This window comes from Streptomyces sp. NPDC127197, from assembly GCF_042672405.1.
Taxonomy (GTDB): domain Bacteria; phylum Actinomycetota; class Actinomycetes; order Streptomycetales; family Streptomycetaceae; genus Streptomyces; species Streptomyces flavusporus.
This window is the reverse complement of record NZ_JBHXVG010000002.1, coordinates 1-16,769: the sequence shown is the minus strand read 5'-3', so window position 1 is coordinate 16,769 and position 16,769 is coordinate 1. Positions and strand designations below refer to the sequence as shown.

The 16,769-nt window shown below is 69.6% G+C and carries 15 protein-coding genes and 2 tRNA genes; 13 read left to right on the top strand and 4 right to left on the bottom strand.

The features are described 5' to 3' along the window. Window positions 1–165 precede the first annotated feature (165 nt). The 4 genes from ACFVJQ_RS02750 (at window position 166) to ACFVJQ_RS02735 (ending at window position 4,127) form a co-directional block, all read left to right on the top strand. The gene (locus ACFVJQ_RS02750) at window positions 166–762 is read left to right on the top strand and encodes a M48 family metallopeptidase (protein WP_129802258.1); all 597 of its coding nucleotides are present in this window, start codon (window positions 166–168) and stop codon (window positions 760–762) included. A 147-nt stretch (window positions 763–909) separates the two neighbouring features. After that, window positions 910–2,661, top strand: coding sequence for a TerD family protein (locus tag ACFVJQ_RS02745; protein ID WP_385780415.1), 1,752 nt, complete (start codon window positions 910–912; stop codon window positions 2,659–2,661). Window positions 2,662–2,674: 13 nt separating this feature from the next. Further along, window positions 2,675–3,355: an AIM24 family protein gene (locus ACFVJQ_RS02740; RefSeq protein ID WP_086173603.1), complete on the top strand. Its 681-nt coding sequence runs from the start codon at window positions 2,675–2,677 to the stop codon at window positions 3,353–3,355. A gap of 16 nt (window positions 3,356–3,371) precedes the next feature. Next, window positions 3,372–4,127, top strand: coding sequence for an AIM24 family protein (locus ACFVJQ_RS02735; RefSeq protein ID WP_224736748.1), 756 nt, complete (start codon window positions 3,372–3,374; stop codon window positions 4,125–4,127). Between the two features lie 54 nt (window positions 4,128–4,181). Here the strand turns inward: ACFVJQ_RS02735 and ACFVJQ_RS02730 are convergent, their stop codons facing one another. Together ACFVJQ_RS02730 and ACFVJQ_RS02725 are read right to left on the bottom strand one after the other, a co-directional pair. After that, window positions 4,182–4,703 carry an NUDIX hydrolase gene (locus ACFVJQ_RS02730; protein ID WP_385510688.1) on the bottom strand — a complete coding sequence of 174 codons (522 nt, stop codon included), beginning with the start codon at window positions 4,701–4,703 and terminating at the stop codon, window positions 4,182–4,184. Beyond that, on the bottom strand, window positions 4,700–6,154 hold the full coding sequence (locus ACFVJQ_RS02725; RefSeq protein ID WP_385510687.1) for a zinc-dependent metalloprotease: 1,455 nt from the start codon (window positions 6,152–6,154) through the stop codon (window positions 4,700–4,702). Before ACFVJQ_RS02725 ends, ACFVJQ_RS02730 begins: the two co-directional genes overlap by 4 nt. Window positions 6,155–6,347: 193 nt before the next feature. Here ACFVJQ_RS02725 and ACFVJQ_RS02720 point away from each other — a divergent pair, with 193 nt between their 5' ends. From ACFVJQ_RS02720 to ACFVJQ_RS02705, 4 genes are all read left to right on the top strand, one after another. Beyond that, window positions 6,348–7,460 (top strand): SDR family oxidoreductase, encoded by a 1,113-nt coding sequence (locus ACFVJQ_RS02720; protein ID WP_224736751.1) that lies wholly within the window; start codon window positions 6,348–6,350, stop codon window positions 7,458–7,460. A 91-nt stretch (window positions 7,461–7,551) separates the two neighbouring features. Next, the gene (locus ACFVJQ_RS02715) at window positions 7,552–8,010 is read left to right on the top strand and encodes a molybdenum cofactor biosynthesis protein MoaE (protein ID WP_385510685.1); all 459 of its coding nucleotides are present in this window, start codon (window positions 7,552–7,554) and stop codon (window positions 8,008–8,010) included. Between the two features lie 180 nt (window positions 8,011–8,190). Then, entirely contained in the window at window positions 8,191–8,355 is a 165-nt protein-coding gene (locus tag ACFVJQ_RS02710) for a hypothetical protein (protein ID WP_165396464.1), read from the top strand. A 53-nt stretch (window positions 8,356–8,408) separates the two neighbouring features. Next, window positions 8,409–9,506 carry a PDZ domain-containing protein gene (locus ACFVJQ_RS02705; RefSeq protein WP_385780408.1) on the top strand — a complete coding sequence of 366 codons (1,098 nt, stop codon included), beginning with the start codon at window positions 8,409–8,411 and terminating at the stop codon, window positions 9,504–9,506. A 72-nt stretch (window positions 9,507–9,578) separates the two neighbouring features. On the opposite strand, the gene ACFVJQ_RS02700 is transcribed toward ACFVJQ_RS02705, so the two are convergent. Then, window positions 9,579–10,121, bottom strand: a complete 543-nt coding sequence (locus tag ACFVJQ_RS02700; RefSeq protein ID WP_129802251.1) for a PPA1309 family protein — start codon at window positions 10,119–10,121, stop codon at window positions 9,579–9,581. 162 nt (window positions 10,122–10,283) lie between these two features. Here ACFVJQ_RS02700 and ACFVJQ_RS02695 point away from each other — a divergent pair, with 162 nt between their 5' ends. From ACFVJQ_RS02695 to ACFVJQ_RS02680, 4 genes are all read left to right on the top strand, one after another. Further along, complete coding sequence (locus ACFVJQ_RS02695) at window positions 10,284–13,241, top strand: UPF0182 family protein (RefSeq protein WP_385510961.1); 2,958 nt, start codon at window positions 10,284–10,286, stop codon at window positions 13,239–13,241. A 57-nt stretch (window positions 13,242–13,298) separates the two neighbouring features. Beyond that, window positions 13,299–13,372, top strand: a tRNA-Met gene (locus ACFVJQ_RS02690). A gap of 205 nt (window positions 13,373–13,577) precedes the next feature. Then, window positions 13,578–15,395, top strand: coding sequence for a sel1 repeat family protein (locus ACFVJQ_RS02685; RefSeq protein ID WP_385510681.1), 1,818 nt, complete (start codon window positions 13,578–13,580; stop codon window positions 15,393–15,395). A 224-nt stretch (window positions 15,396–15,619) separates the two neighbouring features. Continuing rightward, window positions 15,620–15,693: transfer RNA gene (locus ACFVJQ_RS02680), tRNA-Met, on the top strand. 116 nt (window positions 15,694–15,809) lie between these two features. Here ACFVJQ_RS02680 and ACFVJQ_RS02675 read toward each other — a convergent pair. Further along, on the bottom strand, window positions 15,810–16,226 hold the full coding sequence (locus ACFVJQ_RS02675; RefSeq protein ID WP_129802250.1) for a Fur family transcriptional regulator: 417 nt from the start codon (window positions 16,224–16,226) through the stop codon (window positions 15,810–15,812). A 125-nt stretch (window positions 16,227–16,351) separates the two neighbouring features. Here ACFVJQ_RS02675 and ACFVJQ_RS02670 point away from each other — a divergent pair. Continuing rightward, a partial coding sequence (locus tag ACFVJQ_RS02670; RefSeq protein WP_385780403.1) for a catalase occupies window positions 16,352–16,769 on the top strand: 418 nt, incomplete at its 3' end.

Here is a 16,769-nt window from a genome sequence, read left to right as displayed (position 1 = left end):
GTGTTCCGCCGACGAGTGCCAGCATGCCTGGCGCGGCCGTTCGGTGCCGAAAGTTGTCCACAGGCGGTGCATGTTTGTCGTACAAATCAAACGCTCGGTGGGGGATCGGAATCGAACCGTCCCGGAGTCGGGACTTCCCCCGTGTGCAGCGGGTAACGTCGGGGCGTGTCCGCCGACCCACTGCACCGCGCCGGAAAGCCACAGCGCAGCACGACGAGTCCGCCGTCGAGCGGCTCGGGGGCGAGCCCGATCGAGGTGCGCCGGAGTGCCCGTCGACGCAGGACGGTCTCCGCGTACCGCGAGGGCGATCGCACCGTCGTGCTCATCCCAGCCCGGATGTCCGAGGCTGAGGAGCAGCGCTGGGTGACCGTCATGCTCGACAAACTGGCCGCCCAGGAGAGCAAGCGGGTGCTCGGCGACGCCGAACTGGCCGAGCGTGCCGAGCGACTGTCCGCCCAGTACTTCGACGGCCGTGCCCGGCCCGCCTCGGTGCGCTGGGTCACCAACCAGAACACGCGCTGGGGCTCGTGCACCCCGTCCGAGGGCAGCATCCGGCTGTCGCACCGTCTGCAGGGCATGCCCGAATACGTCCTCGACTACGTCCTCCTCCACGAGTTGGCGCATCTGCTGGTGCCCGGACACGGGCCCCGCTTCTGGCGGCTGCTGGAGGCGTATCCGCGCACCGAGCGGGCGCGGGGCTACCTGGAAGGCGTGGTCGCCGCCGAGCGGTTGCCGCATCTGCCCGGCGCACGCGGTGAGTGATCCCCGCCCTGCAACGGGCTGACCTGTCCTCAGCCACCGCTGAGCAGTGGTTCTGTACCGGGTCTGTACCGACTTCGTCCGGTGTCCGCGTTTGCCGTTAGCCTGGCGCGACGCACTCGCATTCCGGATGGGGGACGGTCGTTACGCATGGCCAGGGAATTCCAACGCGGCCACAAGGCCAGGATCAGTGACCTCACCGCGGGCACGGATCTGTACGTAGGCGTGCAGATCTCGGGTCCCGGACTGAGCTTCGACATCAGTTGCTTCGGTCTGGACGCCGACGAACGGCTGTCGGACGACCGGTACTTCGTCTTCTTCAACCAGCCGAAGTCTCCCGAGGAGTCCCTTCAGCTGCTGGGCGCCCAGGCGGGCGACACGGAGTCCTTCCGGGTCACGCTCGACCGGATCCCGCCGCAGATCCAGAAGCTGTCGTTCACGGCGACGATCGACGGCGCCGGGCAGATGTCGCAGATCAACCCCGGGTACATCCGCATCGTCGCGGGCGGTGAGGAGGTGGCCCGGTACTCGTTCAACGGCTCGGAGTTCTCCACCGAACGGGCCGTCATGCTGGGCGATTTCTACCTGAAGGACGTGTGGCGGTTCGCGGCCGTCGGACAGGGCTTCGACGGCGGGCTGGAGGCACTGCTGAAGAACTTCGGTGGTGAGGTCGCCGAGGAGGAGACGCCGGCCGAGCCTCAGCCGCCCGCCGGTGCCGCTCCCGGGTTCGCTCCGCCCGCCCAGGCCGCCGCGCCGCCCGCGTTCGGAGCCCCGGCCGCACCCGCGTCCACCCCGGCACCGGCACCCGCCCCGACTCCCACGCCGCAGCCCGCAGCGCAGGGATTCGCGCCCCCCGCGGGAGCCACCCCGCCCCCGGCGCCCGCACCTCAGGTGCACACTGCGCCGACCGTCGTCGCGCCCATGACCCCGCCCGGCGGCGCCGTACCACCGCCCGCCCCGGCGCCCGCGCCGCCCTACGGCCAGCCCGGCCAGCAGCAACCCGCGTACGGCCAGCCGGGCCAGCAGCCGCCCCAGCCCTCGTACGGCCAGGGTGCCCCCGGCCAGACCGCCCCGCTGCCTCCCGGCTACGCACAGCCGCAGGCACCGCAGGCCCCCACGCCGCCCCCCGGTTACGGACAGCCGACCCCGCCCCCGGGCTACGGGCAGCAGCCCCCCGCCGGGCAGGTCCCCGGTCAGCCGGCGGCCCCCTACGGCGCCCCCCAGGGCGGCGCTCCGCAGGCGCCCGGTGTGGCCGGCGCGCTCAACCAGTTCAAGGAGACGCCCACCGGGCAGCGCTGGACGCAGCAGAACAGGAAGCTCGTCCGCGTCGACCTCGGCATCGGCGGCCAGCCCGTGCTCGCCCGGCAGGGCAGCATGGTGCTCTACCAGGGCAAGGTCGACTTCAGCTACAAGGGCGCCGGGTTCGCCGGCCGGATCGTGGGCAACGCCACCGGCCAGGAGATGCAGCTGATGCGCTGTACCGGCCAGGGCCAGGTGTTCCTCGCCGAGAACTCCACGATGCTGCACCCCATCGAGCTCCAGGGCGACGGGATCTGCGTCTCCGCCGAGAACGTCCTCGCCTTCGACGAGAGCCTCCAGTACGAGGTCCGCCGCATTGAGGGGCACGGCATCCCGGGCGGCGCGCTGTTCACGATGCAGTTCACCGGCACCGGCACGATCGTCGTCAAGACGCACGGCACGCCCGTCGTGCTACCGGTCACGCCGACCACGTTCGCCGACTGCAACGCCGTGGTCGCCTGGTCGGCCGCCTCCCAGGTCGTCGTCTCCAGCCAGGTCCGGATGCGCCGCAACGCATACCCCGGCGACACCGGAGAGAGCGTCAACCTCCAGTTCCGCGGCGCGCCCGGAAACTTCATCGTCGTCCAGCCGTACGAGATCTGAGGGAGAGCCCGTCATGAACCAGCCGCTCGCGGGCTATGCCCCCGCACCCGTCACCGCCCGCATGGAGAACCACGGCAACCACATGCTGAAGGTCGCCATGCAGACCGGAAACGATCTCCTCGCGCGCGTGGGGTCGATGGTCGCCTACGAAGGCTTCATCCAGTACGAGCCCAACCCGCCGGCCGTGCGCCAGATCGCGAAGGACTGGATGACCGGCGAGGGCGCGCCCCTGATGAAGTGTTCCGGGGACGGCCTGCTCTACCTCGCCGACTACGGCGCCAACGTCGTCGTGATCAACCTCAACGGCGACGGGATCTCCGTCAACGCCACCAACCTGCTCGCCTTCGACGCGCACCTCACGTGGGGCGTTGAGCGGGTCAAGGGGCTCGCGAAGTTCGCCGGACAGGGCCTGTGGAACACCAGGATCTCCGGGCAGGGCTGGGTGGCGCTGACCTCCCGGGGCAAGCCGATCGTCGTCGACTGCGGCGGCGGTGAGGACGAGACCTACGTCGACCCGGACGCGCTCGTCGCCTGGTCGCCGAACCTCAAGGTGAAGGGCAAGCGCAGCTTCAAGGCGCAGTCGCTCATCGGCCGCGGCAGCGGTGAGGCCTACCAGATGGCCTTCTCCGGCCAGGGCATCGTCGTCGTCCAGCCCAGCGAGGACAGCACCGACCGTCTCCGGGTCCGGGGCTGAGGGGGAGCACCACACCATGCAGAGTCCGCTTTTCGCCCACAACGACCAGCAGACCCAGGAACGCTGGAGCCTGCAGAACAAGCAGATGCTGCGCGTCGCCCTGGAGGGCCACGACGACATCCTGGCCCGCAAGGGCACCATGGTCGCCTATCAGGGGCTCGTCGAGTTCGACGCCGAGTACCAGAGCAACAGCCAGTCACGCGCGCGTGCGCACACCGGTGAGGGCCTGGACCTGATGCGCTGCCATGGGCAGGGCACGGTCTACTTCGCCAACCTCGCCCAGCACATCCATGTGATGGAGGTGGACCAGGAGGGGCTCACCGTCGACAGCAGCTACGTGCTGGCGATGGACTCCTCGCTGCACCACGAGGTCATCGCCGTCGACAGCCTGTACGGCATCTCCGGGTCCGGGAAGTACCAGCTCAACATCACCGGCCGCGGCCAGGTCGCCCTCATGACCTCGGGCGCGCCGCTGCTGATGCAGGTCACACCGGACAAGTACGTCAACTGCGACGCCGACGCGATCGTCGCCTGGTCCACCGGGCTGCGCGTGCAGATGCAGGCGCAGACGCACTCCTCCGGGGTGTGGCGGCGCCGCGGCAACACCGGAGAGGGCTGGGAGCTCAGCTTCATGGGCACCGGCTACGCGCTGATCCAGCCCAGCGAACTGCTGCCGCCGCAGAACGCCCAGATCGGGCAGGGTGCGGCCGCGCAGTTCGGTATGGGGCAGCACGGGGCGCGCGGGCAGAACCAGGGGAACGTCTGGAGCTGAGCCGACGTGACGATCGGTAAGGGGTGACCGCAACGGCAGTCACCCCTTACGCGTTCACAGCCTGGCGCGGGTCGCCTCCAGCAGTCGTACGACGGACTCGTCGGCGACCTCAGGCACCTCGTCGTAGGCGAACCAGCGCACGTCGAGGGACTCGTCACTGACCTCGTGCACCGCGTCCGGCGGGGCCAGGACCGCGTACTGGACGTCGAAGTGGCAGTGGCACGGGGGCGGGATCGGATGCCGGTCGAGCCGCACAGGGCCGCCCGGCAGCAGCGCCAGCCCGTCGACGCCGGACTCCTCCGTGGCCTCGCGCAGGGCCGCAGCCGCCAGGGTGGCGTCGCCCGGCTCGCAGTGGCCGCCCATCTGCAGCCACATCCGCAGTTTCTTGTGCAGGGTCAGCAGCACACGCCCGCGTGAGGGGTCGATCACCAGGGCGCTCGCTGTGACGTGCCCGTCCTCGCACGCCTTCCACATGCCGTCCGGGTGCTCCGCGAGGTGGTCCAGGTAGGACTGGCGCAACTCTTCCTGGTCCTCGTACTCCTTCAGTGTGAGGACCGCGTTGTCGTACAGGCTCACTCGGTGTCGTCGCCCTTGGAGCCGTCGTCCTTGGAGTCGTCGTCCTTCTTCAGGTTCGGCTTCCCGGCGGAGCCGTCCGCCGCCTCGCCGAGCATCTTGTCCAGCTCGGAGAAGTCGATCTGCTCCCGGTGCACGAAGCCGTCCGGGTCGTCCAGGTCGGAGGCCGTCGGCAGCATGTCCGGGTGGGCCCACAGGGCGTCCCGGCCGTCGACACCGCGCGCGTCCGTGAGGGATGCCCACAGGCGGGAGGCGTCGCGCAGCCGGCGCGGGCGCAGCTCCAGGCCGATCAGCGTGGCGAAGGTCTGCTCGGCCGGGCCACCCGAGGCGCGCCGGCGACGCAGCGTCTCGCGCAGGGCGTCGGCGGACGACAGACGCGGCTTCGCCGCCGCGTGGACCACCGCGTCCACCCAGCCCTCCACGAGCGCCAGAGCGGTCTCCAGACGGGCCAGGGCGGCCTTCTGTTCCGGGGTGTCCTCCGGCTGGAACATGCCCTGCTGGAGGGCGTCCTGCAGCTGCTCGGGGTTCTGCGGGTCGAACTGGCCGACCACGTCCTCCAGCTTGGCCGTGTCGACCTTGATCCCGCGCGCGTACCCGTCGACCGCGCCGAACAGGTGCGAGCGCAGCCACGGCACATGCGCGAACAGGCGCTGATGGGCGGCCTCACGCAGGGCGAGATACAGCCGCACCTCCTCCTTCGGTACGCCCAGGTCCTTGCCGAACGCCTCGATGTTCACCGGCAGCAGCGCGGCCTTGCCGGCCGGGCCGAGCGGCAGGCCGATGTCGGTCGAGCCGACGACCTCGCCCGCGAGCACGCCCACGGCCTGCCCGATCTGCGTACCGAACATCGCGCCGCCCATCGAGCGCATCATGCCGATCAGCGGGCCCGCCATGGCCTGCATCTCCTCCGGCAGGACATCGCCCATGGCCGCACCGACGCGCTCGGCGACCGGGTCGACGAGCTCCTGCCACGCGGGCAGGGTCGCCTCGACCCACTCCGCGCGGCTCCAGGCCACCGCGGAGGCGGCGCCCGACGGCAGGGACGTGGCATCGTCCAGCCACAGGTCGGCCAGGCGGACGGCCTCCTGGACAGCGGTGCGCTCGGCGGGGCCGACGCTCGCGTCCTTCGTGCCGTCCGACGTGCCCTGGGAGACCGTCTGGCGGGCGATCTGCTTGGCCATGTCCCAGTTCACCGGGCCGCCCTCGTAGGAGAGCATCTGGCCCAGCTGCTGGAACGCGGCGCCCAGATCGGTGGGGTTCAGCGAACCGAACATGGCAGCGAGCGGATTGTCCGCACCGGGGCCGCCAAAGCCTCCGGCGCCGGGCAGCCCGAAACCGAACGGGTTGGCCGGTCCCTGCCCACCACCGCTCTGCTGGTCGTCCTTCTTCTTGCCCTCGTCGCCGTTCTCCGGCTCCTCCGGCGGAAGGCCGAATCCGAATGGGGTGTCACTCACGGGAATCCTCGGCTGGTAAGGCCGCCGGTTCTTTCCGACGGCACGACTGCCCGACAACACCACCCAGCGTAGACACCCGGGGCGGTTCGGGCCTCGGTGCTCCGCCGACTCACGGCCTGCGGCAGGATGGATGCCACCTGGTACGTACGCGTCACTCGCGCTCGTATGTGAAGACAACCGCTGGAGACACCCGGTGAGTTCCCCAGATCCGCAGGTTCGCGCAGCGCGAAACCACTCAACCCCGTCGGCCCTGCGCGGGCCCGTCGTCGCGGTCACCGGCGCCGCGTCCGGCGTCGGCGCGCTGCTCACCGCGCGGCTGGCCGCGTCGGAGGAGATCAAGCAGGTCATCGCCATCGACGAGCGGCGCGGAGAGTGCGCGGCGGCGCAGTGGCACATCCTCGACGTGCGCGATCCGGCGATCGCGGAGAAGCTGCGGGGCGCGGACGTGGTGGTGCACCTGGCGCTCGACCTCGACCTGGAGACCGACGCGGCGGCCCGGACGGCGTACAACGTGCGCGGCACGCAGACCGTGCTGACCGCTGCCGCCGCGGCCGGGGTCCACCGGGCCGTGCTCTGTACATCGGCGATGGTCTACGGAGCACTGCCGGACAACGAGCTCCCGCTGTCCGAGGACGCCGAACTGCGCGCCACCGCGGAGGCCACGGGGGTGGGGGACCTGCTGGAGATCGAGCGGCTCGCGCGGCGGGCGCCGCGGGCGCATCCGGGACTCAATGTGACCGTGGTACGGCCCGCGGTGCTGGTCGGCGGCACCGATACCGCGCTGACCAGGTACTTCGAGTCTCCTCGGCTGCTGGTCGTCGCCGGTTCGCGGCCCGCCTGGCAGTTCTGCCACGTCGAGGACCTGTGCAGTGCTCTGGAGTACACCGTCCTGGAGAAGGTCGACGGGGAACTGGCCGTCGGCTGTGACGGGTGGCTGGAGCAGGAGGAGGTCGAGGAGCTGAGCGGGATCCGGCGCATGGAACTGCCCTCGGCGGTCGCGCTCGGGGCGGCGGCCCGGCTGCACCGGATCGGGCTCACACCGTCGCCGGCGGGGGATCTGGCGTACACGATGTACCCGTGGGTGGTGAGCGGGAGCCGGTTGCATGACGCCGGGTGGCGGCCGCAGTGGACCAATGAGGAGGTGCTTGCGGAGCTGCTGGAGGAGGTTTCCGGGCGGCACACGGTGGTCGGGCGGCGGCTGGGACGCAAGGACGCCACTGCGGCGGGGGCTGCGGGCGCGACGGTGGCGCTGCTGGGTGCGGCGGCTGTGGTGCGGCGGGCTCGGAAGGCTCGGCGGCGGATCTGAGGGGTGCTGTGGGCCGGCGTGGCTGCGTCGGGGCGCGTGCGTGATGGAAACGCCATTTCGTGGTGTCTGAGGCATGAGGCACGATGGAGCCATGGCTGCCATGAACGATCATCCTGGTGAGCAGGGCGCGCAGGATCCCATCAAGCTGATCGGTATCCGTGAGACACCGCTCTCCCTCGACGAGGTCTTCCGGGCCGTCGGCGACGACGCCGCAGGTGGGACCGCGCTGTTCGTGGGGACCGTGCGGAACCACGACGGGGGAACCGACGTGGACGAGCTCGGATACTCCTGCCACCCGACGGCCGAGGCCGAGATGCGGCGGATCGCCGAGAAGGTCGTCGCCGAGTTCCCGGTGCGGGCGCTGGCGGCCGTGCACCGTGTGGGGGATCTGAAGGTCGGGGATCTCGCCGTCGTCGTCGGCGTGTCGTGTCCGCACCGTGGGGAGGCCTTCGAGGCCTGCCGCAAGCTCATCGACGACCTCAAGCACGAGGTGCCGATCTGGAAGCACCAGAAGTTTTCGGACGGCACCGAAGAATGGGTCGGCGCGTAGCGCCGTCGTTGAGGGGTGGTGGTCGGGCGACGGGTGGGCGGGTGGGCGCCTGCTGAAATCTGCGGGGCTCCGTTAACCCTTCCGGTTGCGTAACCGCACCCCTGACGTGAGCGTTGTCGGTGCAGACGGTTAATCTGCTGATCGGTCAGTCGCAGACGCTCATCGGGTTGGGAGGTCGGCATGGCGGCGCTCGCCTGGTTGCTGATTCCGCTTGTGGCTGCGATCGCCGCAGGCTTGTGGGGCAGTTGGGCCAACCGGACCCGCAGGGCGCGCAGCGACGGCCCTGAGCTGGACGGGTACGCGCGCTTCCGTGAGGCCATGGAGAAGTCCCGCACCAGCCCGTGACCGCCAGGCTGCCCTGACGGTGCGCTGACAGAAGCGTCCCGTACTGTCGTTCCATGCCACGCCGCACCGCGACGATGCTCGCCTCCACCCTGATGCTGATCGCGCTCCTGTGCGCGGGAGTACTCATCCCCGTGCCGTACTCGGAGATGTCCCCGGGGCCCACGGTGAACACCCTCGGGGACCACGACGGCGAGCCGGTGCTGCAGATCTCCGGCCGCAAGACCTACCCGACGACCGGCAACCTCAACATGACCACCGTCCGCGTCACCAGCGCCGACTACCGCATGAACCTCGTCGAGGCCGTCTACGGCTGGCTCGCGCACGACAACAAGGTCGTCCCGCACGACACGCTCTACCCGGACGGCAAGACCGAGGAGGAGTCCACCCAGGAGAACGCCGAGGAGTTCAGCCAGTCCCAGGAGAGCGCCAAAGTCGCCGCCCTGAAGGAACTGGACGTACCGGTGAAGTCGTGGGTGATCGTCTCCACCGTGGTCAAGGACTCCCCGGCCGAGGGCAGACTGCACGCCGGTGACGTGATCAAGGCCGTCGACGGCACGACGGTGAAGGCGCCCGCCGACGTCGCCGAACTGGTGACCAGGCACAAGCCCGGCGAGGACGTCGTCTTCACGATCGTGCCCGCCAAGGAGCAGGCCGCCGCCGAGAAGGAGAACCGGACGGCGACGAAGACCGAGAAGGTCACGATCACCACCACGACCTCCGACGACACCGGTACGAAGCGCGCCATCGTCGGCATCTCCGCGGGCACGGACCACACGTTCCCGTTCACCATCGACATCAAGCTCGCCGACGTCGGCGGCCCCAGCGCCGGCCTGATGTTCGCGCTCGGCATCTACGACAAGCTCACCCCGGGCAGCCTCACCGGCGGCTCGTTCGTCGCCGGCACCGGCACCATCGACGACCAAGGCGAGGTGGGCCCCATCGGCGGCATCGAGATGAAGACCGTCGGCGCACGCAGCAAGGGCGCCCAGTACTTCCTGACGCCCGCCGACAACTGCGCGTCCGCCGCCAAGGACACCCCCAGCGGTCTCACGCTCGTCAAGGTGAACACCATCGACGACGCGCTCGGCGCCCTCGAGGACATCCGCAGCGGCGACACCGCCGACCTGCCGAAGTGCACCACCAAGGGCTGAGCAACAGGGCTCACACGCGGCCCGGGGGCGCCCGCACGATCAAGGGCGCCCCCAGTGCCGTACAGGCAGACCTCAGTCCTCGAACGTCGCCGCCAGCGCCTGCGCCAGCCCCGGCACCAGCTCCGAGCCGGTGAGGACCTCCGTCGGCGAGTCCTTCTCCCGCAGCCGCAGCGCCGACTCACGCGCGCCGTCCCGCAGGACGGCGACCGTCATCCGGACCTCCTGACGCTCCGGGTGCCGCGCCACCCACTTCGTGAGCGCCGCCTCGTCCAGGTCCTCCGGAACCTGCGCCTCCGCGGACGGCGGCAGCATCAGCCGCTCCACCGTCAGCGCACAGCCGGCCACCGCATCGGGCCAGGCGATCGTGCCGAGGAACTCATCCAGCGGCTTGTCCGTTGGAACCTCGTCCTGCTCGATCGGGGTGAGACCGGCGGCCTCCTGCTCGTCCCCCAGGCCGAGCTGCGCCGCGAGCGCGGGCTCCTGGGCCCGCAGCTGCGCGGTGTCTACAAGGGCGAAAAGGCGGGCGGGCTGGTCCCAGCCGAGGCCGGAGGCGTACTCGTCGATCTCGAGTACGGCCCGGGTGAGCGGGCTCGCTGCCATGGGAGTGTTGGACATGGTCACAATCCTGCCTCGTTCCCGGCCGGAATCGGGAACCGAGTAAAGCGTGAGTAAGTTGCATAGGTGAGGGCCTACGATCACGGGGCCCATCGAACGGCCCGCGAACACAGGGCCTGACAGACCAACAGCGATTTTCGAGGTGCCACCTTGGCTTTCCAGATGCCGGACCGCGGCGGAGGCCCGACGGGGCCACGGATCAGAGTGGGCCGCCCGTCCCGGCGAGTCCGGACCCTGCTCATGACACTGGGCGTCCTTGCCGTACTCGGCATGGCGTTCACCATGTTCGCGGGCTTCTGGACGGACTGGCTCTGGTACCGGTCGGTGAACTACTCGTCCGTCTTCACCACCACCCTGTGGACCAAGATCGGACTTTTCTTCGTCTTCGGCCTGCTCATGGCCGTCGCCGTCGGATTCAACATCTGGCTGGCCCACCGGCTGCGCCCGCCGCTGAGCGCGATGTCGATGGAGCAGCAGAGCCTCGACCGCTACCGGATGGGCATCGCGCCCTACAAGAAGTGGCTGCTGTTCGGGATCACCGCCCTGGTGGGCCTGATCGCGGGCGCGTCCGCATCCGGCCAGTGGCGCACCTGGCTGATGTGGGTCAACGGCGTACCCTTCGGGCAGAAGGACCCCCAGTTCCAGCTGGACGTCGCCTTCTACGCCTTCGACCTGCCCTGGTACCGGTTCCTGCTCGGCTTCGGCTTCGCCGCCGCGATCCTCTCCGTGATCGCCGCCGCGCTCACCCACTACCTGTACGGCGGGCTGCGCATCACCAGCCCCGGCGCGCGCGCCACGGCCGCCGCGACCGGACACCTGTCGGTACTCATCGGCATCTTCGTCGCGCTGAAGGCGGTCGCGTACTGGCTCGACCGGTACGGCCTCGCGGTCAAGTCCAGCGACTTCAAGGCGACGGACAACTGGACGGGCCTGCGGTACGTCGACGCCAACGCCTATCTGCCGGCCAAGACGATCCTGTTCTGCATCGCCGTCATCTGCGCCCTGCTGTTCTTCGCCACCATCTGGCGGCGCACCTGGCAGCTGCCCCTCATCGGCTTCGGCCTGATGGTGCTCTCGGCGATCCTCATCGGCGGGCTGTACCCGGCGATCGTGCAGAAGTTCCAGGTCCAGCCGAACGAGCAGGCCAAGGAAGCCCCGTACGTCGCGAAGAACCTCAAGGCGACGCGTGACGCGTACGGCATCGAGGGCACCCAGGTCACCGACTACTCGGGCACGAGCAACACCGAGGACGCGGCCAAGCTGCGCAACGACGTCGACTCCACGGCCAGCATCCGCATCATGGACCCGAACATCGTCTCGCCGACGTTCCAGCAGCTCCAACAGATGCGGAAATACTACGCGTTCCCGACCAATCTGGACGTCGACCGCTACAGCGCGGAAGGCAAGGACCAGGACACGGTCATCGGTCTGCGCGAGCTGAACTACGCGGGCATCGACAAGCAGAACTGGATCAACAACCACTTCCGCTACACCCACGGATACGGCGTGGTCGCCGCCAAGGGCACCACCGCCGACTCCGAGGGGCGCCCGGTCTTCACCGAGTCCGACCTGCCGTCCAAGGGCCAGCTGGGCAGCTACGAGCAGCGGATCTACTACGGCGAGAAGACCAACACGTACTCGATCGTCGGCGGTCCCCAGAAGGAGATCGACTACTCCGACGACAGCGGTGAGAAGACCTACAGCTACGAGGGCAAGGGCGGGATCAACCTCGCCAACCCGATAAACCGGGCCGCGTACGCGGTGGCGCTCAACGAGCCGCAGATCCTGTACTCCGGCGCGATCGGCGAGGGTTCGCGGATCCTGTACAACCGCACCCCGAAGGAGCGCGTCGAGGCGGTGGCCCCGTGGCTGACCATCGACGGCGACGCCTACCCGGCGGTGGTGGACGGCAAGATCCAGTGGATCGTGGACGCGTACACGACGACGAACGGATACCCGTACGCCTCCCGTACGACCCTCGGTACCACCACGGCGGACTCGCTGACCGCGACCAACGACCAGCGCGCGGTGGTGGCCCAGCAGAACCAGGTCAACTACATCCGCAACTCGGTGAAGGCGACCGTCGACGCGTACACCGGCGAGGTCAAGCTCTACCAGTGGGACACCCAGGACCCGGTCCTGAAGACCTGGATGAAGGCGTTCCCCGACACGGTGGAGCCGCGGAGCGAGATCAACAACTCGCTGATGGCCCATCTCCGCTACCCGCAGGACCTGTTCAAGGTCCAGCGCGAGCTGCTCACCCGCTACCACGTCAAGGACGCCGACACGTTCCTCAGCGGCAGCGAGGTGTGGCAGGTGCCGGACGACCCGACCAACAAGTCGGGCGACGCGGTGCCGCCGTACTACCTGAGCATGAAGATGCCCGACCAGAAGGAACAGGCGTTCTCGCTGACGACGACGTTCACGCCCAACGGGCGCGACAACCTCAGCGCGTTCATGTCGGTCGACGCCGAGGCGGGCACCAGCGGCTACGGCAAGATCAGAATCCTGAAACTGCCCACCAGCACGACGGTCAACGGACCCAAACAGGTCCAGAGCCAGTTCAACTCCGAACAGGACATCGCCGAGTCCATCCGGCTGCTGAGAGGCGGCGACTCGGAAGTGGAGTACGGCAACCTGCTGACGGTGCCACTGAACGGCGGACTGCTGTACGTGGAGCCGGTCTACGTACGCGGTGGCGGACTGAAGTACCCGCTGCTGCGCAAGGTGTTGGTGTCCTACGGCGGCAACACCGCCTTCGAGGACACTCTCGACCAGGCCCTCAACAAGGTCTTCGGGGCGGAGGGTTCGGCCCCGACACCACCGGACGAGGGCGAGGACACGACACCGCCGCCGACATCGGACAACCCCACGGTCCAGGAAGCGCTCAGCGACGCCCAGAAGGCCTTCGAGGCCGGCCAGGAAGCCCTGAAGAACAACGACTGGGAGGCCTATGGCAGGGCTCAGGAGGACCTGGAGGAGGCGCTGAAGCGGGCCGAGGAGGCGCAGTCGCAGGCCGGCAACACGGGCGGTGGCGGTGGCAACAGCAGTCCCAAGCCCACCAAGAGTCCCAGCCCCACCGGCAGCCCCAGCCCCACCAGCAGTCCGAACAGCAGCTGATCGAAGCAGCTGATCGAAAAGCTCTCCCCGCGTCGTGATACGGTTGCAGAACAACGACGCGGGGTGGAGCAGCTCGGTAGCTCGCTGGGCTCATAACCCAGAGGTCGCAGGTTCAAATCCTGTCCCCGCTACTGAAGTCGAAGGCCCGGATCCTCCAAGGATCCGGGCCTTCGTGGTGTGCGAACGCATGTGCCGATGTGCCACATCGCCGTGCCGCCGTGGGGAGTTGGCAGAACTGTGTTTGACTTATCTCTCTGTGGGCATGTCGACAAAACGCTGAAGTGACCTCACTGGCTGCGGTATACCAGGTGTACCCAGGTTGCAGGTGGTGCGACGATGGACGTTATGGGGGACAAGGCAACTCTGTTCGAGACAGGGCGATTTGTGCAGCCTTCCGGCCAGGAGGAGACCCGGGACGAAACCGGCGAAGCGGCCGAGGAGGCGCGTCAGCGGCTCGCCGCCGAGGCCGGTGACGTCGAGGCCATGAGCGTCCTCGGCGCCATGCTGCTGCGCCGCGGCGATCTCGACGGAGCCGAACCCCATCTGCGCGCCGCGACCGCCGAGGGCGACCGCGCCGCCGCCAACAACCTGGGCGTCCTGCTGCACCAGCGTGGGTACGCCGACGAGGCCGCCGGGTGGTGGCGGGTCGCCGCCGTCGCCGGCAGCGCGGCCGCCGCGCACGCCCTCGGGCGGCACCACCGCGAACGCGGTGACGAACCCGCCGCCGAGTACTGGCTGCGCCAGTCCGCCGAACAGGGACACGTCCTGGGCGCCTACGCCCTCGCCGACCTGCTGGAGCACCGCGCCGACGCCGACGCCGAGCAGTGGATGCGGGTCGCCGCCGAGCGGGGCCACCGGGAAGCGGCGTACCGGCTGGCGCGCACGCTTGATCGCCGGGCGGCACAGGAGGGCGGGGCCGGGTCTGACAACGGTGTCGAGCCGCCTGCGGAGGCGGAGGCCGAACAGTGGTACCGGCAGGCCGCCGCACGCGGCCACCGCCGGGCCGCGCTGCACCTCGGGGCGATCCTCGAGAAGCGCGGCGAGCTGAAGGAGGCCGGGCGCTGGTATCTGACGTCCGCCAAGGACGGCGAGGCGCGCGCCGCCTGCGCGCTCGGGTTCCTGCTCCGGGACGCCGGGGACGAGGAGAGCGCCGCCGTCTGGTGGCTGCGCGCCGCGCAGGAGGGTGACGGCAACGCGGCCAACGCACTGGGCGCGCTGCACGCCGAGCGCGGGCAGACCCAGACCGCCGAGCGCTGGTACCGGGCCGCGATGGACGCCGGGGACGTCAACGGGGCCTACAACCTCGGGCTGCTCTGCGCCGAACAGGGGCGGACCACACAGGCTGAGCAGTGGTACCGGCGCGCGGCGTACGCCGGGCACCGGGAGGCGGCGAACGCGCTGGCGATCCTGCTGCTCCAGGGCGGGGACCAGACCGGGGCCGAGCCGTGGTTCTCCAAGGCCGCGGAGGCGGGAAGCGTGGACGCCGCGTTCAACCTGGGGATTCTGTATGCCGGACGCGGCGAGGACGCGGCCGCGCTGCGGTGGTACGAGCGGGCCGCTGCAGCCGGGCACATCGAAGCCGCGCTGCAGGTCGGGATCGCGCGACTGCGGGACGGGGACGAGCTGGACGCCGAGCGGCATCTTCGGTGCGCGGCCGGTGGCGGGAGCGCGGAAGCCGCCTACCGGCTGGCGGCCCTGCTCGACGCTCGGCGGCCGCCGGCTCCTCAGCATGAGCTGGGGGAGTCGGTGCATGAGAAGTCCGAGTGTGAGGAGTGGTACGAGCGGGCGGCTCATCAAGGGCATCGCAGAGCGCAGGTGCGGGTCGGGATGCTGGCCGCGGCGCGCGGTGATGTGGTCGAGGCGGCCCGGTGGTACCGGGAGGCGGCCGAGGCCGGGTCGCGGAACGGGGCGTTCAATCTTGGGCTGCTGTTGGCTCGGGAGGGGAGTGAGCCGGAGGCTGCCGTGTGGTGGACGCGGGCCGCTGACGCGGGGCACGGGCGGGCGGCGCTGCGGCTGGCCCTCGTCTACGCGCGTCGGGGGGAGTTGGCGGAGGGGCAGCGGTGGGCCGACCTTGCCGTGAACCTGGGGCCGGCGGAGGTTTCGGAGCGGGCGGCGCGGTTGCGGGATGCCTTGCGGGAGGAGCTGTCGGCGTGACGCCGGCCCGTGCTGGAGCTGGTCCGGCGGGTGCCCGGCGTCGCGGCTGAGGCCGGGTGGGGAGCGCAGCCCGGCGTGACGGGGTGCCTCCCTCAGAGGGGGACCCCCAGCGCCCACCCGTGCCGCCCTGGGCGGCACGATTGCCCGCGGACTGACGGCGGAAGGGTGAGCTGGTAACTGATTTGCTTCCTTCCTCGTCATTGACGTAACGTTGCATTCACCGACGCGGGGTGGAGCAGCTCGGTAGCTCGCTGGGCTCATAACCCAGAGGTCGCAGGTTCAAATCCTGTCCCCGCTACTGAAGGTTGAGGGGCTCGGATCATTCGATCCGAGCCCCTCAGTGCGTTTGAGTGCGCGTGCGCAGCAGAAAACCCCGGCACCGTATCGATGCCGGGGCTGGCTGGAAGGCTGTCGTTACGCGCTCGCGCAGTTCGGGCAGACGCCGCGGTACGTCACTTCGACGTCCGAGACCGTGAAGCCGAAGCGCTCCGAGTCCGGGAGGTCGGCCAGCGGGTTGCCGTTCGGATGGACGTCGCGGATCGCGCCGCACTGGGCGCACACCAGGTGGTGGTGGGGCCGGTGGGCGTTCGGGTCGTACCGCTTGGCGCGCTTGTCGGTGGCGACCTCGAGCACCTCACCCAGGGACACCAGCTCGCCCAGCGTGTTGTAGACGGTCGCCCGGGAGATCTCGGGCAGCTTGGCGACAGCCCGCGCGTGGACCTCGTCGGCCGTCAGGTGGACGTGTTCGCCGTCGAGGACCTCGGCCACGACGCGCCGCTGCGCGGTCATCCGCCATCCACGTCCGCGCAGTCGTTCCAGAAGGTCACTCATAAAGCTCAGCTTAGCAGCTGGTAACCAGTTTACGAATAGGTGTGGCTTTGGAGCTCTGCTTGACTTAGACAATGTCCATTGTAGGATCGAGCCTGGCTTTGGCCGAGGGACAGGAACGGTCAGGAATGATGCAGGAGGCGCACGTGACGCAGGGACCGCTTACGACGGAGGCCGGTGCGCCGGTCGCCGACAACCAGAACAGCGAGACCGCGGGCATCGGCGGCCCGGTGCTCGTCCAGGACCAGCTCCTGCTCGAGAAGCTGGCCCACTTCAACCGTGAGCGCATCCCGGAGCGGGTCGTGCACGCCCGTGGCGCCGGTGCCTACGGCACCTTCACGGTGACCGCCGACGTGACCAGGTACACGCGTGCCGGGTTCCTCTCCGAGGTCGGCAAGCAGACCGAGGTCTTCCTGCGCTTCTCGACCGTGGCCGGCAACCTGGGTGCGGCGGACGCCGTCCGTGACCCGCGTGGCTTCGCGCTGAAGTTCTACACCGAGGAGGGCAACTACGACCTCGTCGGCAACAACACCCCGGTGTTCTTCA